The 20,017-nt window shown below is 72.0% G+C and carries 17 protein-coding genes and 1 pseudogene; 8 read left to right on the top strand and 10 right to left on the bottom strand.

Annotated features, from left to right (window positions below):
• Nucleotides 1-342 precede the first annotated feature (342 nt).
• Together WME75_RS05895 and WME75_RS05890 are read left to right on the top strand one after the other, a co-directional pair.
• Complete coding sequence (locus WME75_RS05895; RefSeq protein ID WP_437487123.1) at nucleotides 343-1,227, top strand: ferritin-like domain-containing protein; 885 nt, start codon at nucleotides 343-345, stop codon at nucleotides 1,225-1,227.
• Complete coding sequence (locus tag WME75_RS05890) at nucleotides 1,200-2,114, top strand: hypothetical protein (protein WP_437487122.1); 915 nt, start codon at nucleotides 1,200-1,202, stop codon at nucleotides 2,112-2,114. The genes WME75_RS05895 and WME75_RS05890 overlap by 28 nt, the downstream gene beginning before the upstream one ends.
• 98 nt (nucleotides 2,115-2,212) lie before the next feature.
• Here the strand turns inward: WME75_RS05890 and WME75_RS05885 are convergent, their stop codons facing one another.
• Complete coding sequence (locus WME75_RS05885; protein WP_437487121.1) at nucleotides 2,213-3,136, bottom strand: LysR family transcriptional regulator; 924 nt, start codon at nucleotides 3,134-3,136, stop codon at nucleotides 2,213-2,215.
• Nucleotides 3,137-3,260: 124 nt separating this feature from the next.
• On the opposite strand from WME75_RS05885, the gene WME75_RS05880 reads away from it, so the two are divergent.
• Nucleotides 3,261-4,481, top strand: coding sequence for an Acg family FMN-binding oxidoreductase (locus WME75_RS05880; protein ID WP_437487120.1), 1,221 nt, complete (start codon nucleotides 3,261-3,263; stop codon nucleotides 4,479-4,481).
• A gap of 87 nt (nucleotides 4,482-4,568) precedes the next feature.
• Here the strand turns inward: WME75_RS05880 and WME75_RS05875 are convergent, their stop codons facing one another.
• Nucleotides 4,569-4,946 (bottom strand): hypothetical protein, encoded by a 378-nt coding sequence (locus WME75_RS05875; RefSeq protein ID WP_437487119.1) that lies wholly within the window; start codon nucleotides 4,944-4,946, stop codon nucleotides 4,569-4,571.
• Between the two features lie 237 nt (nucleotides 4,947-5,183).
• Here WME75_RS05875 and WME75_RS05870 point away from each other — a divergent pair, with 237 nt between their 5' ends.
• Nucleotides 5,184-5,819, top strand: coding sequence for an HAD hydrolase-like protein (locus tag WME75_RS05870; RefSeq protein WP_437487118.1), 636 nt, complete (start codon nucleotides 5,184-5,186; stop codon nucleotides 5,817-5,819).
• 58 nt (nucleotides 5,820-5,877) lie between these two features.
• On the opposite strand, the gene WME75_RS05865 is transcribed toward WME75_RS05870, so the two are convergent.
• The 3 genes and pseudogenes from WME75_RS05865 to WME75_RS05855 form a co-directional block, all read right to left on the bottom strand.
• On the bottom strand, nucleotides 5,878-6,078 hold the full coding sequence (locus tag WME75_RS05865; protein ID WP_437487117.1) for a hypothetical protein: 201 nt from the start codon (nucleotides 6,076-6,078) through the stop codon (nucleotides 5,878-5,880).
• Between the two features lie 20 nt (nucleotides 6,079-6,098).
• Complete coding sequence (locus tag WME75_RS05860; RefSeq protein ID WP_437487116.1) at nucleotides 6,099-6,293, bottom strand: hypothetical protein; 195 nt, start codon at nucleotides 6,291-6,293, stop codon at nucleotides 6,099-6,101.
• Nucleotides 6,294-6,685: 392 nt separating this feature from the next.
• A pseudogene (locus tag WME75_RS05855) lies at nucleotides 6,686-6,832 on the bottom strand (tyrosine-type recombinase/integrase); the annotation flags it as partial.
• 729 nt (nucleotides 6,833-7,561) lie between these two features.
• Here WME75_RS05855 and WME75_RS05850 point away from each other — a divergent pair.
• On the top strand, nucleotides 7,562-9,046 hold the full coding sequence (locus WME75_RS05850) for a DUF5924 family protein (protein WP_437487115.1): 1,485 nt from the start codon (nucleotides 7,562-7,564) through the stop codon (nucleotides 9,044-9,046).
• A complete protein-coding gene (locus WME75_RS05845; protein ID WP_437487114.1) occupies nucleotides 9,043-9,870 on the top strand; it encodes a hypothetical protein in 828 nt (275 codons plus the stop codon). The genes WME75_RS05850 and WME75_RS05845 overlap by 4 nt, the downstream gene beginning before the upstream one ends.
• A gap of 141 nt (nucleotides 9,871-10,011) precedes the next feature.
• Here WME75_RS05845 and WME75_RS05840 read toward each other — a convergent pair whose 3' ends face one another.
• The 3 genes from WME75_RS05840 to WME75_RS05830 form a co-directional block, all read right to left on the bottom strand.
• A complete protein-coding gene (locus WME75_RS05840) occupies nucleotides 10,012-11,907 on the bottom strand; it encodes a sensor histidine kinase (RefSeq protein WP_437487113.1) in 1,896 nt (631 codons plus the stop codon).
• A 177-nt stretch (nucleotides 11,908-12,084) separates the two neighbouring features.
• The gene (locus WME75_RS05835) at nucleotides 12,085-13,248 is read right to left on the bottom strand and encodes a formimidoylglutamate deiminase (RefSeq protein WP_437487112.1); all 1,164 of its coding nucleotides are present in this window, start codon (nucleotides 13,246-13,248) and stop codon (nucleotides 12,085-12,087) included.
• Nucleotides 13,249-13,376: 128 nt separating this feature from the next.
• Nucleotides 13,377-14,354 (bottom strand): YegS/Rv2252/BmrU family lipid kinase, encoded by a 978-nt coding sequence (locus WME75_RS05830; protein ID WP_437487111.1) that lies wholly within the window; start codon nucleotides 14,352-14,354, stop codon nucleotides 13,377-13,379.
• Nucleotides 14,355-14,597: 243 nt separating this feature from the next.
• Between WME75_RS05830 and WME75_RS05825 the strand changes: the two genes are divergently transcribed.
• Entirely contained in the window at nucleotides 14,598-17,702 is a 3,105-nt protein-coding gene (locus tag WME75_RS05825) for a PEP/pyruvate-binding domain-containing protein (RefSeq protein WP_437487110.1), read from the top strand.
• Nucleotides 17,703-17,768: 66 nt separating this feature from the next.
• Here the strand turns inward: WME75_RS05825 and WME75_RS05820 are convergent, their stop codons facing one another.
• Nucleotides 17,769-18,362: a Uma2 family endonuclease gene (locus WME75_RS05820; protein ID WP_437487109.1), complete on the bottom strand. Its 594-nt coding sequence runs from the start codon at nucleotides 18,360-18,362 to the stop codon at nucleotides 17,769-17,771.
• A gap of 193 nt (nucleotides 18,363-18,555) precedes the next feature.
• Here WME75_RS05820 and WME75_RS05815 point away from each other — a divergent pair, with 193 nt between their 5' ends.
• On the top strand, nucleotides 18,556-19,068 hold the full coding sequence (locus tag WME75_RS05815; RefSeq protein WP_437487108.1) for a DUF1993 domain-containing protein: 513 nt from the start codon (nucleotides 18,556-18,558) through the stop codon (nucleotides 19,066-19,068).
• A gap of 133 nt (nucleotides 19,069-19,201) precedes the next feature.
• On the opposite strand, the gene WME75_RS05810 is transcribed toward WME75_RS05815, so the two are convergent.
• Nucleotides 19,202-19,996, bottom strand: coding sequence for a hypothetical protein (locus tag WME75_RS05810; protein ID WP_437487107.1), 795 nt, complete (start codon nucleotides 19,994-19,996; stop codon nucleotides 19,202-19,204).
• Nucleotides 19,997-20,017 lie beyond the last annotated feature (21 nt).

Here is a 20,017-nt window from a genome sequence, read left to right as displayed (position 1 = left end):
CGGGGCCACGGAACACAGCGCGGTAACGCGATCGCCGCCGGAAGCAGGGCAGCGCCCCGCGGAAGCAGGACAGCGCCGCGAAGTCGACCCCCGGCGCGGAGGGCAAACCCACGTGCACCGAGGGAGACCGACATGCCGTCCCCGCAGCCCGCCGCCGAGGGGGTGCGCGCGGGTGGTGGTCGGGCTCGACGAGAAAGGCGGGAATGCAGGAAGAAAAAATCAATAACTTTCGACAGTTACCACCATCCTACGAGCTCGCGTCGCGCCGGCGCGACGGCGACCCGCCGGCGACCTGGAGCTGTGGTAGGGAGCAGCGTTCCCCCTGCCCTGCCCTGCCGTGCCATGATGTCTCTCTCCTCGCCGCCCAGCGCCCCGCCTCCGCCGGGCACCGTCGAGCGCTGGGCCTGGGATTACGTCCTCTCGACCGACCTGGCGCACAAGCTCGAGCCGCCGCCCGTGCCGTCGGTCTGGGAGCCCGCCCCCGCGCCCCTGCGCCGCCTCGCGCGGCCGGGCCGGCCCGCCGAGCTGCGCATCTCCGAGCGCGCGTTGAAGAGCCCGGGGCCCGAGGCGCTGCGCAACCCGGCGCGCCGCGCGCAGCTCTTCCACGCGTTCCTCCATCACGAGCTCCAGGCCGCGGAGCTCATGGCCTGGGCGCTGCTCGCCTTCCCGGAGACGCCGCGCGCGTTCCGCGGCGGCCTCGTCCGGATCGCCCTCGACGAAGCGCGCCACATGCGGCTCTACGCCGCCTACCTCGCCGCGATCGGCCATCGCTTCGGCGATTTCCCGGTGCGTGACTGGTTCTGGTCGCGGGTGCCCGCCGCCGCGTCGCCCGCGCAGTTCGTGGCGGTGATGGGGATGGGCCTCGAGGGGGGCAACCTCGACCACACAGCGCGCTTCGCCGAGCGCTTCCGCGCCATCGGCGACGCCGAGGGCGCCGCGCTCACCGAGCGGGTCCGCGCCGAGGAGATCCCGCACGTGCGCTTCGGGGTCCGCTGGTTCCGCCGCTTCACGCAGGCGCCGGGCGACGCCTCGCCGCAGGCGCAGGGCAGCGCCTCGCCGCAGGCGCAGGGCGACTTCGAGACGTGGGTCCGCCACATCCCGCCGCCCCTCTCGCCGCTGCTCATGCGCGGCGATCCGATGAACCGCCGCGACCGCAGCCGCTCCGGCCTCTCCGAGCCGTTCCTCGACGCGCTGGCCTCATGGACCGAGCGAGCGCCTGGGTCCTGAACTTCGACGCCGACGAGGAGCTGGCCCGCCCCGCTGGGTACACCCCTCGCGCCGCGGTCGCCGGCCGGGCCCCGGAGCTCGCCGGCCGGATCGCGGCCCTGCTGCGCCCCGGCGACGTCGTGCTCAGCCCCGACCTCCCCTCGCCGCTCGTGCCGCCGGCGCCGCCCGGCGCCGCGCTGGTCGGGCGCGCGTGGTGCCCCACGCCCCGCGCCCGGCGCCTCCTCGCCCGCGCCGGCGTCCCCCCCGTGGAGGCGCCGCCGCTCGACGTGCTGCGACGCGTCAACCACCGGCAGTTCTGCGCGGACCTCGGCCAGACGCTGCCCGGGGCGCGCCATGTTGTCACCCTGGCCGAGCTCGAGGCGGCGATCGCCGGGCCCACGCCGACCGGTCACTGGCTGCTCAAGCGCCCGTTCGGCTTCGCCGGGCGCGGCCGGCGCCGGGTCGCCCGCGGCGCCCTGCCGCCCGACGCGCGGCCGTGGGCCGTCGCGTCGCTCGACCCCGCCTCCCCGGACAGCGGCCTGCAGGTCGAGCCCTGGGTCGAGCGCCGCGGCGACTTCTCGCTGCACGGGCATGTCGCGCGCGGCGGCGCGGTGAGCCTCGGCGCCCCCTGCGTCCAGCGCTGTGACGCGAGCGGGGCCTACCTCGGCGCCGCGCTCGCCGGCGAGGGCGACCTCGACGACGGCGAGCGCCGGCGGCTCGTCGAGGCCGCGCTCGAGACGGGAGCGGCGCTCGCCGGCGCGGGCTATTTCGGGCCCTTCGGGATCGACGCCTTCCGCTGGGAGGACGAGCGCGGGAGCCTGCGCTGGAACCCCCGGTGCGAGATCAACGCGCGGTACACGATGGCGTGGGCGATCGGCATGGGCAGCGCGCGGCCCGACCTCGAGTGACAAGGGCCTGTGGGCGGCGGCCGCCAGGTCGGATCGTCCTCCGTCCCCCTCGGGTCGGGTCAACCTGGGTCGTGTCGGGTCAACCTGGTTGGGTCGGGTCAACCTGGTTGGGTCGGGTCCTTGCGCCCGCGGATCGCCTTGCCGAGCCAGGAGCGCAGCCAGCGATGGCCTGGATCGTCGTGCACGCGCTCGTGCCAGACAGCCGAAGATCGGTCCAGGCCGAGCTCGACGGGGGGCCGGACCGCGCGCAGGCCGAAGGGCATCGAAAATGCCGCGACCGTCGCTGGACACGTCACCACGAGGTCCGAGGCCGCGATCAGGAAAGGCACCGTCACGAAGTGCTGGACCTGCGCGACGATCCGCCGGCGCCGCCCCTGGGCCTCCAGCGCGCGATCGACAAGGCTGCCCGGCATGCCGTGTGGAGCGATCAGCACGTGCCCGAGCTCCAGATAGCGCCCCAGGGTCAGCCGCTGTGACGCGGCGGGATGGTCCCTGCGCATCAACGTCACGAATCGCTCCTCCGGCAAGCGCAGCTGTCGTGACGACGGGGGCACGAGGAACCCCGGGACGAACGCCAGATCCGCTGTTCCCCGCTCGAGCCGCCTCACGAAGTCCGCGTCGGCGCGGTCGACCTGCACCGTGACGTACGGCGCCTCGCGCGCCAGCACGGGCAAGAGCCGCGGCAGCGCGACCGCCTCCAGCAGGTCGTTGCCGAGCAGCACGAAGCGGCGCTCGGACGTCGCAGGGTCGAACGGCGCGCCGGCCTGGACCGCGGCTCGCAAGCCCGCGAGCGCCTGAGCCAGCGGATCGGCGAGCGCCTCGGCGCGCGGCGTGAGGGCGAGCAGCGGCCGCCCCGGAGCGAGCAGCGCATCGCCGAAGAACTCGCGCAGCCGTCCGAGCCGCTGGCTCACAGCCGACTGCGTGACGCCGAGCCGCTTCGCCGCGCGCGTCACGTGCCGCTCGCGCAGCAGCACGTCGAGCGCGAGCAGGAGGTTCAGGTCGTCGGGGAGAGCATCGTGCATTAGATACGCTAATACATGATATTAGCTCAATCACCTGTACTAATCGATCGATCCGCCTCACTCTCTGCGCATGGCCGTCGCTCACGGCGCCCGGTCAGACGCCCTCTGGAGGATGGAGCGCATCATGGAGAGGAAGCTCAAGGTCTCGCGGCGGCGCCTGCTGGAAGGCGTCGCGACGCTCGCCGTGGCCGCGGGAGCGGGCTGGTACGCGGCCGGCCGGGGTGTGTTCGACGATCGGACGGGCGAGCCGTTCGCGCCCTGGACCGCGTTCCGCGGACAGCGCGGCGGGGAGCTCGCCGAGCTCGTGCGCGCGGCGGTGCTCGCCGCGAGCCCGCACAACACGCAACCCTGGCTGTTCGAGCTCCACCCGGATCGCATCGACGTGTTCTCGGACAGGTCTCGATCGCTCGGCACCATGGATCCGTTCCTGCGCGAGATGCACCTCGGGCTCGGTTGCGCGATAGAGAACCTGTCGCTCGCGGCAGGCTCGATGGGCTGGGCGCCCCGCGTGGAGCTCGAAGCGGGTCATCTGCTGGGGTCCGACCCGGAGCGATCCCGCGCTCCCGAGGGCGTGGCGCCGCGGGCGATCCGGGTGGCGAGCGTCCGGATCGAGCCAGGCGCAGCGGCGTCTCCGCTCGCGGAGCTCATCGCACGGCGGCACACGAACCGCGGCCCGTACAAGGCCCAGCGCGTGCCTGTCTCGGCGCTCCAGGAGCTCTCGCGCCTGAGCGAAGAGGGCTCGGAGGTCGAGGTCGTCTGGCTGGAGCACCCGCGTCAGCGCGAGGGCTTCGCCGCGCATACGCTGCGCGCCACGGAGGCCATCGTCCGCGATGCGGCGATGGTGCGGGACAGCGACGCGTGGTTCAGGCTGGCGCCCGAGGCGGCACCGAGCCACCGGGACGGGCTGAGCCTCGACGTGATGGGGCTCGGCCCGCTGCTCACCGCGGCGGTCAAGCTGCTGCCGCGTCCGTCTGCGGAACAGATGCACGCCGACTGGCTCCGCGTCACCCGCGAGGTCCATCTCGCCAGCGATCCCGCCATCGGCGTCATCGCGGTCCGCGACCGCTACGACCTGGGCGCGACGCTCCGCGCCGGGCGCCTGTGGCAACGCATGCATCTCTGGGCGACCGCGCGCGGCATCGCGATGCACCCGCTGAACCAGGTGCCGGAGGTCATCGACCGGGAGCGTGGGCTCGGACGAGCGCCGGCGATGGAGCGCTCGTTCACCGAGGCGCTCGGCCTCGGCGACCGGCAGCCCACCTTCGCGTTCCGGCTGGGCTTCCCGGAGCGAGAGGGCGTGTGCGGCCCGCGACGCGCCGCGGAGGAGGTGATTCGCGCCGCGTGAGCGCCGCGCCCGCGGTGGCGTGCGTCCGTCAGGTGGCCGCGGCGACGCACTCCGCGGAGACCCACGAGGGGGAGGCTCAGGCGTGGATCAGAAACCCACCTTGGCGAGGAAGGTGTCCTGCGCTGTCGCGGCGACGAGCGTGCTCTCCCCGAGGGCGAACGTGCCTGCGAAGGTGCCGGCGATCCCCGCGCTGCCTTCCGCGGAGACGGCGAGGTGCATCAGTCTCTGGTGACCCGCGTCGCCATAGCTCTGGCTGAAGACGACGTTGCCGTCGGGGTCCAGCCTGGCCAGGTACATGTCCTCGCCGCCGGAGCTCACGAGCGAGTCGTCGCCGAGGCCGAGCGTGCCGGTGAACGAGCCCGCGAGGACGACGTTCCCGAGCCCGTCGACGCCCAGCCGCATCTCCTGCACCTGCGAGATCCCCCGGCTCCAGAGGGAGCTCGCTGCGCCGTCGCGCTTGCTCACGCGGCGCTCGCCGTGAGGGACGGCGCTGCCGAGCACGGTGTTCCCCGACGCGTCGATGGCGAGCTGCCAGGTCTCCGCTTCGGTGCCAACTTCGGTGAGCCGCGGCCACGGCCGCAGCGGGATCGTTGCATCGTCCCATCTCGCACGGCCTCCGGGCGACCGCAGAAAGAAGCCTCGCGCGCCGGGCGCCGGATGTGGCATGACCGCGCGGGCCCCCGCCCCGACGGACCACCGACGATGGACCTCCTCTTCGATCTCGACGGCACCCTGACCGAGCCGGCGCCCGGCATCATCCTCTGTTTTCAGCACGCCTTGCAGAAGATGGGGAGGGCGGCGCCGGACGCCGGGCACCTGCGGCGCCTCATCGGGCCGCCGCTGCGCTCCGGGCTGGCCGAGCTCCTGGCGACGGACGACGCGGCGCAGATCGAGGCGGCGCTCGGGCATTTTCGCGAGCGCTTCGCGACGACTGGCATGTTCGAGAACGAGGTGTATCCCGATGTCCCGGCCGGGCTCGCGGGGCTGGGCGCGGCGGGACACCGGCTCTGGGTGGTGACGTCGAAGCCGGGGGTGTACGCCCGGAAGATCGTCGAGCATTTCGGGCTCGCGCGGCATTTCCGCGAGGTCTACGGGGCCGAGCTGTCCGGGGAGCGCTCGGAGAAAGGTGAGCTGATTCGCCATGTCCTCGAGCGCGAAGATCTGGATCCGCGGCGCACGTGGATGATCGGCGACCGCAGGTTCGATGTCGCCGGCGGCCGCGCCAACGGGACGTGGACCGTGGGCGTGCTGTGGGGCCACGGCTCGGAGGAGGAGCTGCGGGGGGCGGGCGCCGACAGGGTGGTCGCCAGCGTGGCGGAGCTTCTGACCTGCTGGTAGCGCTGTATTCAAGCCACCTTGCGCCTGTGCTGGTAGCCTGCCGTGGCGCGAGCCGCCGCTACTGCAACAGCGCCTCGATATCGGCGCAGGTGCGCTCCTCGACCTCCCGGCATTCGTACGAGACGTAGGTATCGTGGAGGAACCGGCGAGCGCTCATGTCGTCGGCGGCGCACGCCTCCTCCAGCCCTTCCTCCATGACGCTCGGGCAGATCTTCTGTACCGCGGGCGCTTGCCAGGCGACGTCGTCATCGCAGGACACTACGTCACGAGCTGCCGCATCTACCGAGCCAAGCTGCTCCTGTCATCCAGCGATGAGTCTCTCGCCGAGATCGCCAGCCGCTCGGTCCGCTGCGCGAGCGCGTACGGTGTCAGGCGCCCGAGCTCCAGCAGGCCGTGCATGCCGAGCACGCGCGAGGCCGCGCCGGGCATGCCGAGCACCAGGTCGACAAGCGTGGCCTCCGGGGCGGTCGGCACGTGAGCGCCAGGATCTCGCGAAGCTCGGGGCGGAGACGGTGGAAGGCACGGAGTAGGCCGCGCGCGATGAGGCGGGCCTCCGGGGAGGGGGCGGCGAAGGTGGAGAGGAGATCGGGATCGACGGCGGGGTGGTGGAGGGCTCGACAGACCGCGGGAGAGTCAACAGCCCGGCTGAGGATCGGCCGGGCCATTGCAGGGCCACTTCCTCGGCTCGGAGCGGTGGGGAATCAAGGGCCCGTTCGCGCGTTCCTCGGGCGTGGAGCCCGCACGCCCCCGCGTCAGTCTCCTTGACAAGGCGGGGGAACCGTCGGGTACGCTGCCTTTCCACGATGCGTGGGGGCGGCACGACAGGGTGGGGTCGGAGTTCAAGGCGCTCCACGCCGAGGCGGCGGTCAGCGGTCAAGGGGGCCGATGACACCGAGAGGGCCGCGATCGATGAGGTGGGTGTAGTCCATCGTGGTCCGCACATCTTTGTGGCCGAGCAGCGTCTGAATCGTCCGGAGGTCGGTGCCCACCTCGCGCAGGTGGGTCGCGAACCTGTGGCGGAGGGCTTGGCGGCTCTAAACATATCGGGGTTACCATGGATAGATGCATTAGATGCGACGGAGAGCTAGAGAAAGGCTTCATGCTCGACCGAGGCGACAGTAACATCACCAGTCAAGCCGAATGGGCGAGCGGCGCTCCCAGTACCTCATTTTGGCGGCTCTCTGCCGTTCAATCCGGCAACAAGTCGCTACCTGTAGTCACTTACCGTTGCAAGAGCTGCGGTCGTCTTGAATCGTTCGCATATGGCGCGGCCTAACAATTCATTCAATCCGACGCCGCTTCGCGGCGCGGCTCAATTCAGGCGTTGGGCAGACAGCCGAGGGTGGTTTCCTTGACGTGAGACGCGGACGGCCGACGGCGCCTGGACGATCGCGTACGACCTGCTCGCGGATCACGCCATCGACTCGGCCGCGGACATCGGCTTCGATCCGGAGCGCCGCATCGTCGGCGTCCCCGATCTGAGCACCAGCGTCGCGTTCATCACCGTGGAGTAGGCCGGCCCGGCCCGGCGGCGCAGAGCCGGCCCCACCCGGCCCCGTGCGCCGGTCCAGCCGGGCGCGCCTCCGCGGCCCAGCGCTCCTCCGCGGCCCAGCGCCCCTCCGCGCCCCGGCCCGGGCGCTCGCCGCCCCGGCGCTGCGGGACGCCGCGCGCCGCCCGGCGCCGGCGCCCCCTCGCCCGGCGCTCGAAGGCGGGGCGCCGGTCGGGTACGCTGCGCCCCGACCATGAAGCAGCCCGCGCCGCGCTCCCCTGAAGCCTCTGCCCCCGAGGCCCACGCGAACGCGCCCTCGCGGCCGTCGCCGCCGTCCTCCAGCGCCCCGACCCAGGTCCACAAGCCGCGCGTGCCCGACGCCTTCGGGGAGGCGCCCACCATCCTGTACGTGCCGAGCGGCGACCCCGGCCCCACCCCGGGCGCGGCCTCGCCCCGCGCCCCCGGAGCGCCGCGCGGAGGCGCCGCAGGGCCCGGCGACCGGGAGCGCAGCGTCATCGACGATGTCACCCTGCGCATGCCGCCCCGGACCGGCGCCGCGGGCGGGGAGCACGACGACCGCACGCTCAAGATGCCCGCGCGGGCGGCGCGGGCCGCCGAAGACGACGACTCTCCGACCGTCAAGGCCGAGCCCAAGGCGTCCTACGCCGAGCTGGACGCCGAGGCGCAGGAGGGCCGGCCTCAGGACTTCAAGTCGGCCGCCCGCGCCTTCTTCAAGCGCCACCACAAGAAGCTCTGGTGGCTGCACACCGCCTATGCGCTCAGCCTCGGCGCCTTCGTCGTGACCTTCGCGCAGAAGGGGTTCCAGCACGCCCGCTTCCTCGCGGTCTCGGTCAGCGTCGCCTGGCTGCTCGTGATCCTGTTCTTCCGGCTCTTCGGCACCGGCGCTCGCCAGGACTTCGCGACGGCGTGGCGCGGCGCCCGGCTGCGCTTCCTCGTGATGACCTATGTCCTGAAGAACCTCTATCAGGGCATGCTCTTCTTCCTCCTCCCGTTCTACTGGAAGAGCGCCAGCCTCGACGCGCCGAACCGGTGGTTCGTCCTCCTCCTCGGCGCCTGCGCCGTGCTCTCGACGCTCGATCTCGTCTTCGACCGCGTGCTCATGCGCTGGAAGACGCTCGCCTCGGTCTTCTACGGGGTGACGCTGTTCGCCTGCCTGAACCTCGTCATCCCCGCGCTCCTCCCCGACACCCGGACGCTCTACACGCTGCTCTCCGCCGCCCTCGTGTCCGTGCTCGGCTTCTGCACGCTGCACCTGCCGTTCGGCGCGCTCTGGAGCCGGATGGGCGCGGTGTTCCTCGTCATCGCGGCGGCCGCCGGGGTCGGGCTCGCCTACGGCACACGGGCGCTCATCCCTCCGGTGCCGATGCACCTGTCCTCCGCGGCCGTGGGCCCCGCGGTGCTCCCGGACGGTCGGCTCGCCATGTCCGTGAAATCGCTACATTTTTCGGTGATCCGGGAGCTCCGCGCCGTCACCGACGTGGTGGTGCCGGGCGGCGACGGCGACCGCCTGCTCCATGTCTGGCGGCACGAGGGGCGCGAGATCCTCCGCGCGCCGGAGGAGACGCTGCGGGTCCCCGGGCCGGAGGGCGCGGTGCGGCTCAAGTCGCAGCTCGTGGGCGGGAGCCTGCCGCGCCGCCTGGCCGGGCACTGGACCGTGGATGTCGAGACCCAGGACGGCCAGCTCGTCGGCCGCACCTCGTTCGAGGTGACCGAATGAAGGCGCCGCTCCGGGGCGACGGGACCGGCGCCGCGCAGCGCGCGCGCTGGGTCGACGTCGGCAACATGGCGAACGGATTCCTCGTGTTCGGCAACGTCGTCACGGGGTTCATCGCGATCGGCAACGTCGCGCGCGGGTTCATCGCGATCGGCAATGTCGCCATCGGCGTCATCGCGATCGGCAACGTCGCTTTCGGCGTCGTCGGCGGGTTCGGCGCGACGATCGCGGTCGGCGCCTTCGCCGCCGCGGGCGTGCTCTCTTTCCCGGTGCTCGACGGGACGGCGGGCGTGGCCAGCGCGCTCGATCTGCACGTGGTCCTGTCGGTGCTCCCGATCGGCCTCTGGTTCCTCGCGGCGCGCCTCTTCCCGGGGCGGCGCGCGCCCCGCCTGGGTCCGAGCCCCGAGCTGACGCCGCTCCGCGCGCTGCTCCGCGGCGAGCGCCCCGAGGGCTGGGTCCGCGCGCGCGTCGAGCGCGCGGGCGGCGGCGCGCTCCGGCTCACGCAGGGCGGCGCGCGGATCGAGCTGCCGGCGACGCCGGAGGCGCTCGGCGCGAGCGGGGCGCTGCTCCCGGAGGGCCGGGGAGCGCGGCTGTTCGCGTACGTGCGGGCGGAGGAGCACGTCCGCGGCGGCGAGGGTGGCTACCGCGAGGCACAGCAGCGCGAGCGGGTCCTCACCGTCGCGGATCTCGTGGAGCCGCCGGCGTGGGTGGCGCCGTGGATCGACGGCGGCGAGACGCAGTGGTGGCTCTCGCGCGCGTGGGACGTGGGGGTGGTCGCGGCGGTGGTGCTGAGGGCGGCGCAGCTCGTGGCAGGCGCGATCGGGTGAGCGCCCGCCCCCGGCGCTTTCCAGCGCTGGGGAGGAGCTTCACCGCGCCGCGACGACGTCGTCCACCCCGCACGCCCCCGTCGCTCTCGGGAACGCGCGCTGCGCCCGTGCACGTCGAGCGCTCCTGTACGCCATCGCCTCCTACCCCGTCGTCCTCGCGTCGGGCTCTGGCACGGGACCGACGTCGCCGCCCTCGGCCTCTGGAGGCAGCGGCAGCCGGACGCGGAACGTCGTGCCCGCGTCCGGCTCGCTCTCGACCAGGATATCGCCACCGTGCGCCGAGACGATCAGCTTGCAGACATAAAGCCCGACACCGAGCCCGCCGTGCGCATCCGGTTTCCATCGAAATGGCTCGAAGAGCGTGTCCCGCTGCTCGGGCGCCATGCCGACGCCGCGGTCGTGCACAGAGACCAGGGCAGAACCGTTCTCCGCGCTCACCGACACCGTGATCGGCTGTCCAGCCCCGTGCCGCGACGCGTTTGACAGCAGGTTCGTGATGACCTGCTCGATGCGCGACCGGTCCCAGTAGCCGAACACGCACCCGCCGAGCCGGAGCTCCATGGAACATCCGTCGGCCTCGAGCTGCTCCGTCATCTGCCGGACGCTCCTGCGCACGAGCTCGTTGAGCTCTGCCCTGTCCAGGTTCAGCGCAGGCGGACCGCTCGAGAAGCTCGCGACGACGAACATGTTGTTGATGACCTGCGTGATCCGGGCGAGCTCACGCGAGGACACCTTCAAGAAGCGGCCGATCTCCTTCGTGCCCATCGTCGCCACGACAGGCTGAGATCGCGATCGCAGCATGTGGTCGTACAGGAGCCGCAGGCTCGTCAGCGGCGTGCGCAGCTCGTGCGAGGCGAACCGAAGGAACTCCTCGCGGACACGGACGGCGTCCTTGAGCGCCACCTCCGCGCACTCCAGGCGACGGACACGATCCTCGAGCTCCCAGCGCAGCTCTTGCTCCCGTACCACGCCGGTGGCCAGGTCCCTCGCGCGCCGCTGCAGGACGAGCGTCATGAAGAACGTGACGAACAGCACCACAGCACACCCAGCAAGGACCACGCGGCGCGTCGCATGATACACGCTATAGGCTTCGTTTTTATCGATCTCGGTGGCGAGGCCGAGGTCGAGCTCCGGATCCCACAGCCATGCGCCGACGACCTCCATGCCCCGATAATCGCGGTAGCCGTCGACATCTACCCCGGCGTTCCCCGCAATGGCGCTCGTCGCCATACGTGTGAGCGGCTGTTCCGATCGGGGCAAGGAGCGCTCGACGCCGAGCGACATGTCGCCCCCGGGGTCGCGCAGCTCCACGTTGAGGGTCGCGCGCTCGCCGGCCGCGAGAAGGCCCAAATCGCGCAGGCGCTGAGAGAACCTGAGCTCCGTGATGACACGCCCGCGCCTGTCGAACGCGTAGGTTTCCCCTCCTGCGCCGACCTGTCCGCGCTGAACGGTCTCCGTGAACTCCTTTTCAGGATCGATGCGGAAGGCGAGCGTGGCGATGACCTCCCCTCCATCGTTGAGAGCGCGCACCGGCGCCGCGACGAGGAGCGTGGCGGCGACCTCGCCGAGGACGGGAGACCGCAAGAGAAAAGGCGCGCCGATGACGACGGAGCCGCGCATCGCGGCGGCGATGGTGTCCGGGTCTTGGGCGCTCAGGGTCTTCGTGGCGATGTGCTGGTCGCGATCCGAGGCGATATGGGTACCATCCATCGCGATGACGTCGAAGCCGAGGCATCCAGTCTGCTGAACGACGTTACCCAGCGCGAGCCGCAGCTCCTTGAGGTACAGGCTATCGTGGAGCGACCCGTTGTCGCGGCGCTGCGCGAGCTGCGCGATGGCCGCTCGACGTATGCTCGGCTCGCTCGCCCAGAACGCCGCGGTGACCTTCGTCTGGCGCGCCCATGTCACGAGCCCTTTGTGGGTGGTCGAGAGCACTGCCTGTACAGCCGCCGCGACGTTCCTGCGGTGGGCAGCCTGGATTTCGCGGAAGCTCAAGAGCAAGGCGAGGCCGACCGGAAGCAGCGCCGCCAGAGGCATCCAATCGTACCAGTCCTGTTTTCGTTTCCCGTACATGGCACAGACGAGACGCCTCGACCTCACGAATCACACCACCGTGACGTGTGAGCATCTCGCACGCTCGCCCGCTCAGCCTGAACCGTTCGAGCTCCCCGATCTCTCCCCGATCTGCGGCGACGCCGCGTCGCGTCGCCTCGGTCAGCGCGCAGACGAGCCTGATGACGTGGGACTTCCCTCCACGATCGCCGGGCTCCCGCTGTACACCACCGCGTCCAGGAGCCGCTCCTCCCGCACCAGCGCGAGCGCCGGCGCGTCCCGGCGTAGCGAGATGCTGCCCCCCGCATCCGCGAACCCGCACGCCTCCGCGCCCCGCTGCGAGCCGATCTCCCAGAGCGCCTCGGCCGGCGTCCCCCCGCCCTCCGCCCGCAGCGTCACGCGCCTGCCCGTCCGCAGCCGCTCGCCCAGCTCGACGCCCCGCAGGTCCTCGAACGGATCGGTGATCACGTGGCTGTCGATCCCCACGCACAGCCGCACGCCCGCCGCGCGCAGCGCGCCCACGTCGGGCAGCCCGTCGCCGAGGTCGCGCTCGGTCGTGGGGCACAGGCACGCGAACGCCCGCGCCGCGCCGAGGAGCGCCGGCTCGTGCGGCGCGAGGTGCGTCGCGTGCACCGCCACGAAGCGCTCGCTCAGGACCCCGCGCTCGGCCAGGAGCTCCACCGGGCGCCGGCCCGTCTCGGCGACGCACGCCTCGATCTCGGCCGGCTGCTCGGCCACGTGCATGTGCACCATGAGCCCGCGCTCCGCGGCGTACCGCGCGATCTCGCCGAGCCACGCCGGGGGCACCGCGCGGACGCTGTGCGGCGCCACCCCGATGCGCACGTCCTCGCAGCCCTCGTAGCGCGCCCGGAGCGCCTCGACGTCGGCGAGCGCCGCGTCGAGCGAGCCGTCCGAGAACCGCCGCTGCGCCCCCTCGGGCGCCCGGCCCGCGCCCGCGCGCGCGTAGACGACCCGGAGGAGCGCGATCCGGAGGCCCGCCGCGCGCGCGGCCTCGATCACCGCGTCCGCGAGGACCGTGCGATCCGCATAAGGCGCGCCGTCGGGCTGGTGGTGCACATAGTGGAACTCGCCCACCGTACGGACGCCCGCGGCGCGGAGCTCGCGATAGGCCACCTTCGAGATGGCATGAATGGACTCCGGCGTGAGCGACCCGGCGAGCGCATACATCGCGCTGCGCCACGACCAGAAGTCATCCGCCCCCGACGGCCCCGGCCGCTGCGCCTCTCCGCGCATCCCGCGCTGGAACGCGTGGGAATGGGCGCTCGCGAGCGCCGGGAGCTCGATGGCCCGCGCGGTCAGCCTCATCGCCGCTCGCCGTACCACGCCGGGGGAGCAGGAGAAAGGCGCGGGCCGCCCTCACGAGGGCGCATCGAGGCTGCCCGGCGAGGGCGCCGGCAGCCACGTGGAGGGCGGCGAGCGGCGGGCAGCTGGCGTCACGCCTTCAGCTCGACCTCGAGCCCGGGCAGCCCTTCGAGCTTCACCTCGGCCTCCGCGGCGGGCAGCGGGGCGTCGACCTCCTCGCGGCGGGCCGCCATGACCGTCAGCGCGCCCGGGAGGCACTCGACGACGAGGGGCGTTGTCCCGGCCTCCTCGCCGTCGATGAGCACGTTCTGGGGAGGATCGGTGGTGATGCGGACCCTCCGGGCGGCGAGGAACCCGATGTTGTCGCGCTCGGCCGCCTCGCCGTCGATCGCGGTCCTCAGGAGGTGCAGGCCGGTCGCGACCGCCTCGACAAGCGTCGTGGCCGACACGATGGTGATGTCGAGCACCCCGTCGGCGGGGGACACCACCGGCGGCCCCTGCGCCAGCACCGTGCGCGCAGGCGCCATGTTCGCGACCGTCACCGCCACCGCCCGGCAGTGGATCCGCTGGTCGTCGGTCTCGATCTCGACCCCGAACGGCTCCAGGCTCATCAGCTTCTTCAGAGCGGTGCTGATGTACGCGAGCACGCCCCAGCGCTGCTTGGCGTCCTGCGGGGTCTCGCCGACGGTGTCGGCGTGGAGCCCGACCGCTGACAGCAGGATCATGGTCCTCCCGTTCGCGCGGGCGGCGTCGATGCGCGTCGGTTCGCCGCGAACGAGGACCTCGATGGCCCCCTCCAGGTCGTCCGGGATGCCCAGCGTGAGCGCGATCGAGTTCGCCGTTCCGAGCGGCAGGATGCCCAGGCACGTGTCGGTCCCGAGGAGGGCCGACGCCACGCTCGAGATCGTCCCGTCGCCGCCCGCCGCGATGACCAGGGAGGCGCCCTCGCGGCGCGCCGCCTCGGCGCACGCGGCGGCGCTGCGGTCCGCGCTCGTCTCGTAGACGCTCAGCGCGAACTCGCGCTCGAGCCGCGCAGGAAGCGACTCGACCGCATCGCCTGCATGGCCAGCAGCAGGGTTGAAGATCAGCGCCGCTCTCCGCTCGTTCATCGCTGTACTCTAGTCCGCCGCACCGGTCGAAACCCCAAGAAAATTCGACAGGTAGGCCGCGGGTCGCCGCGCCGGAGCCGGCGTGACCGAGCGCGACGGCACGGCGCTCCGCCGCTCGCTCGCTCGGCGCCTCCCGGGGGCTGTGCCTGCATGCGCCATTCTCGCGACACGAACGCCCCGCCGCGCAGCGCTCAGGCGCGCCTGGCGGGCCGATGGCACGGCGCTTGTAGCGCGGTAATGCCCATGAGGTTTCAACGAATCGGTCGACTGGCTTGCCTCGCGCTCGCGCTGCTGGGCGCAGGGACGCTCGCCGCGTGCGGCAACGGCTCGGCGGGGGACCCCGCGGGCAGCGGCGGCGCGGGAGGTGGGGGCGCGGGCGGCGGGGGTGCCACCGGCGGAGCCGGGGGTACCGGCGGCGAAGGTGGGGGTGACGGCGGCGAAGGAGGAGGCGGCGGCGGCTACGAATGGCCCGTCGACACCTACCCGATCGAGATCACCCCGTCCGCGGACTGGAAGAATCAGCTCGACTTCCCCTTCGACCCCTTCGCGGCGTACTCGACGTACGACGGGCCGGCCTGGGTGAAGTTCACCGTGCTGATGCACGACCCCACCAAGGTCTACTACCAGAACAGCAACGAGTTCCCGTTCCACGGCGAGTTCGCCACCGCGCGGCTCGACCCGTTCTTCGGCATGTCGCGCGACGAGTACGACAAGGTCTCGCTCCACGAGGAGGGACAGCAGGCCATCCTCGGCGCGGTGCTCATCTCCCCGTTTGCGGCCACCGAGCCGGAGTACGGCATCCAGCTGGTCCGGCAGGACGCCTACGATCCCGAGATGGCGCGCGTCGTCCTGGAGCTCGTGAAGGACAGCATCGTCGCCCCCGACGGAGCGCCGCCCGTCTCCTTCTATTTCCCGACCCACGAGCAGGCCGAGTCGGCCGCGGCGAACAGCGCGTTCTTCGCCGAGAGCGGGTTCCCCGTGAGCTCGGTCGACAGGTGGCTGCTCGGCGACGCGTGCTACTCGACGGGCTGGGCGGTGGGCCGGCTCCGCTATGTCCCCCCGGACATGATCGACGCCGCCTACGCGAGCGGCGATCTCCGGCCCGAGGACATCCTCCTCACCGACTCCATCCCTGCGGAGGTGCCTTATGTGGCGGGCATCATCTCGCTGTCGCCCTCGACCCCGAACGCGCACACCGCCCTGCTGGCGACGTCCTTCGGCATCCCGTTCGTGTACGTCGGCGACCCGGCCGCCGCGGAGCAGGCGAAGGCGCTCGACGGCCAGGAGGTCGCGCTGCGGGCCTCGCTGGAGTGGGGGGTCGTGTGCCGCGCCGCGCTCTTCGACGCCGAAGGGATGGCGCCGGCCGACAGAGATCAGCTCCTCTCGCTGAAGCGGCCCGGCGATCTCGGGATCCAGCCCAAGGAGCCGCTCGGCGCCTATGCGGGATCGACCGAGGATCTCGGCCCCGCGGAGGTCGTCCACTTCGGGGGCAAGGCCGCGAACTACGGCCTGCTGCGGGACGCCATCCCGGAGAGCTCCGATGTCGCGGTCGCGCTGTCGTTCGATCTCTGGGACGATTTCCTCGACCAGGTCATGCCCGGCGGCAGCACGCTGCGCGCCGAGATCGCGGAGCGCCTCGGCGGCTACAGCTACCCGCCCGACATGCAGGCGCTCAAGGCCGATCTCGCGGCGATCCGCGAGCGGATCACCAAGGAGACGGCCTTCTCCGCGGGGCAGCGGCAGGCGGTCGAGGCGGCGATCGCGGACTTCACGCCCACGAGGAAGATCCGGTTCCGCAGCTCGACCAACGTGGAGGACAGCGCCGTCTTCACGGGCGCGGGCCTCTACGACAGCTACAGCGGCTGCCTGGCCGACGACCAGGACGCCGACGACGCGGGGCCGAGCCTCTGCGACGCCGGCGAGGACGCGGAGCGGGGCGTGTTCCGCGCGATCCGCAAGGTGTATGCGAGCTTCTACAACGACAACGCCTTCCTCGCCCGGCTCCTCTATGGTGTGAACGAGGACCAGGTGGGGATGGGCGTCCTCGTCCACTACTCCTATCCTGACGAGAACGAGATGGCGAACGGCGTGGCCACGCTGTCGCGGGGCGTCCCTCCCTCGGACGAGATCAAGATCGTGACGCAGCTCGGGGCGACGTCCGTCACCAACCCGGAAGGGGGAACGCTGCCGGAGGTCGTCACCGTGAGCGGCCTCGAGGGCGAGACCTACGTCCAGCTCCGCGCCGGCTCGACGCTCGTCCCGCTCGGTAGCCACGTGATGCAGTGGGAGGACGACTACCGCGCGCTCACCGCGCTGCTCGGCCGTGTCGAGGAGAGGTTCCGGGAGGCGCACCCGAGCAAGACGACGTTCCTGCTCGATTACGAGTTCAAGAAGATGAAGCCCGGGGAGCTCGTCGTGAAGCAGGTGCGCGAGGTCTCGCTCCCGAGCACGACGCCGAGCCTCACGCCGTTCCTGCTCGCCGAGCCGCGGGAGCTCTGCACCTTCCAGGGCGAGGTCGGCAACGTGTTCGCGAACCACCGGCTCAAGGTGCGCGCGCGCCTCTCGGCGAAGAGCGCGTTCCTCACGCCGGAGGCGCTCGCCGGCACCCTCTTCGAGGACGCGACCCTCGACTACCTCTCCGGTGGATCGGCGGCGACGCTGTCCGGGAGCCCCGCGGCGTGGCCGGCCGCGTCGCACGCGTACGCCGACCAGACGGTCACGGACGCGTTCGTGGACGGCGCCGGGGCCTCGGCGGTCACCTACGCGCTCGCCGCCTCACCCGTGTCCGAGCTGCTGCCGCCGTCGGTGGGTCCGCTCGTCGCGCTGCGCGATTTCCAGCTCATGTTCCGCGCCGACTACGCCACGCCCGTGCCGTCGCTCGACTGGGACGGCACGCCGCTCAGCGTCTCGTCGGAGACGGTGCATCTCGACGCCTGCCCCCCGGAAGGTCCCCCCGTCGAGGGCACGCTGCTCCAGGAGCGCTCGCTGTCGTCGGAGTCCGGCGTGGTCGTGGAGACGTCGTTCTACTGGCCGCCTTACCCCAAGGGCCCGACCGCGGGATACACAGCGCCGCTCCACAAGTGGGTGGAGACACGCATCGAGGGGCTGACGAGCAGCCCGATCGTGCTGAAGGGCTACAACGCGCAGACGTACCACCCGGCGCACCACAACTTCTCGGAGGATTTCGTCTTCGAGCCCCGCCTCGAGCCCGGCCTGGACCCGGCGCTCCTCGCCGAGCTGGAGGGGAAGGACATCCGGCTGATCTACATCCGCACCTCCGATATCCCGGGGATGCCTCCGCAGATGTGGACCGCCGGCGCGACGGGCGAGTTCAAGCGGATCGACTGAGCGCCTCCCGGGCGCTCCGCGGAGCCCCGGCGTGCCGCACGGCCGCCCGGGGCTCCGCCTGAGTCGTCACTCGTCCTCGCGCTCGTCCCCGAAGAGCACGCCGACCTGGAGCTCGATCGCATCGAACGGCTCGGCCCGGACGCGCTCGCCCCGCTCGGCGCGGAGCGCCACGAGGTATCCCTCGGGGGTCCACCGGTACACGGTCATCGTCTCCTCCCTGGGATCGACGATCCAGCAATGGGGCAGCTGACAGCGCTGGTAGACACGCATCTTCTTGACCGTGTCGTTTCGCGCGTTGTCCGGGGAGAGCACCTCGCAGACCCAGTCGGGCCGCATCCGGACAGGGCTCCCGCTGGGGCGCTCCGGCGCGCGCTCGCGACGCCAGCCGACGACGTCAGGCCGGACCACCTGCTCCGGCGCGAGCTCGACCTCGACCTCGGTCGCGAACCACCATCCTCCGGGCCAGCGGCCGCCGGGGCGCCGCTGGAAGGGGATCTTCACGTGCGCGACGATGGCGGACTGCGCATCGCCGTGCTCGAACGAGGGCGCGGCCCTCTGCATGAGCTCGCCGTCGACGATCTCGTGGAAGCGCTGCTCCTCGGGGATCGCCAGGAGATCCGGCACGGTGGCAGGGTGTGGCTTCTGCGCAGCGGTGGACACGCGTCGAGCATAGCGCCTCCGGGCAGGAGGTCGCGTCGATGTAATTTTATCAATAATTTCAATAGTTTATACCCACATTCGACCGCCGCTTCAGGTCATCGCGCCGTGAACGGGGGCGGGCGCGCGGGGTTGACGCGCGGAGGCCGCGGGTGGACGAGCCGCGCCGGCTGTTACCGCCGACGAGGAGAAGATCATGAGCCTTTACGACAGCTCGTTCCCCCAGATGGCTCGTATGCTCGGCCAGGTGCTGGTCTGGCTCGACAAGGCAGAGGCCTACGCGCAGCAGAAGAAGTTCGATCCGGAGGTGCTCCTCACCGCGCGCCTCGCGCCCGATCAGTGGGACTTCCGGCGTCAGATCCAGAACGTCATCGCCTGGCCCCCGAGGCTGAGCGCGCTCCTCACCGGCGGGGAGCCGCCGAAGCCCGAGACGGGCGACGAGACGATCGCCGAGCTGCGCGCGCGCATCGGCAAGGCGCTCGAGCAGGTGAAGGCGCTGAGGCCGGAGCAGCTCCAGGGCGCAGAGGACCGCAACATCCCCCTCTTCTTCCTGCCGGGCAAGGGCATGAAGGCCGCGGACTTCGTGTTCCAGTTCGCGCTGCCCAACTTCTACTTCCACGCCACCACCGCGTACTCGATCCTGCGGCACAACGGGCTCGACGTCGGCAAGGCCGACTACATCGGCTCGCTCGATCTCCGCGACATGTGACCGCGGCGGCCTCCCGCGCCCCACCGGAGCGGGGCCTCCGCCCTCCCCTCGGACCGGCGGTGGAGCGGCTCGCGCGCCCACGAGAGCCTGAAGGCGCCCGGCGCGAGCCGCCGCTTCGCCTTCCGGAAGCGGGTCAGTACGCGAGCGAGACCGTCGTGCAGCCGAGGCCGATGGCGCTGACGGCTCCGTCCTCCCTGACGTGAATCAGGTTCGCGACCTCGTGCTCACCGCAGCGGGTGTCCGGGAAGGCGTCGCCGCCGAGGCCGCCGACCCCCTCCGACGAGGAGACGGGTCCCACCTCGACGCGGAGAGCGGAAGGCTCCCCCTCCACGAGGAGCGGCGCGCAATCGAGGACGAGGCGGTCCACGAAATCGCCCACCCGGCCGCTGAAGCCCACCACCACCTGGTTCTCCGGGCACATCCTCGTCCAGGGGACCGAGCCATAGCCCCCCCGGTTCGGGGTGAGGTCGCCGGGTGTCGTGGTGAGGGTGGTTGGGCCGGTCCCGGCGAGGTTCAAATAACCACACTGCGCCTGGATCTGGCCATGGATGGACGCATCACCATCGTCGTCGATCTGCCCCTGAGCGCCGACGATCACCTGTCCCTCAGGGCACGCGTCCATGAACACGTTGCCCGTCGTCGCATCGCCGCGCACCTCGGTGAAGGTCTGCTCCTCGAGGACGACCCCCGTCGGCGCCGGGCAGGACTCCCCCTCGCACGCCGCCCCCCCACCGCCGCCGGACGCGCCGCCGCCGCCGGACGCGCCGCCGCCGCCGGACGCGCCGCCGCTGCCGGACGCGCCGCCGCCGGAGGCCTCGCCGCCTCGCCCCCCCGCGCCTCCGCTGTCGAAGGTGAGGCCGTCGACGCCCGAGATCGCGTTGCATCCGGCGAGAACGAGCACGGAGAGACCCAGGGAGCGGAGCATCACGGTGGGACCGAAGGCTACTCG

Origin of the sequence: Sorangium sp. So ce1014, assembly GCF_051521505.1 — a bacterium.
In the GTDB taxonomy this organism is placed as follows: domain Bacteria; phylum Myxococcota_A; class Polyangia; order Polyangiales; family Polyangiaceae; genus Sorangium.
Note: the sequence above shows the minus strand (reverse complement) of the source record. Positions and strands in the feature narration are given on the sequence as shown.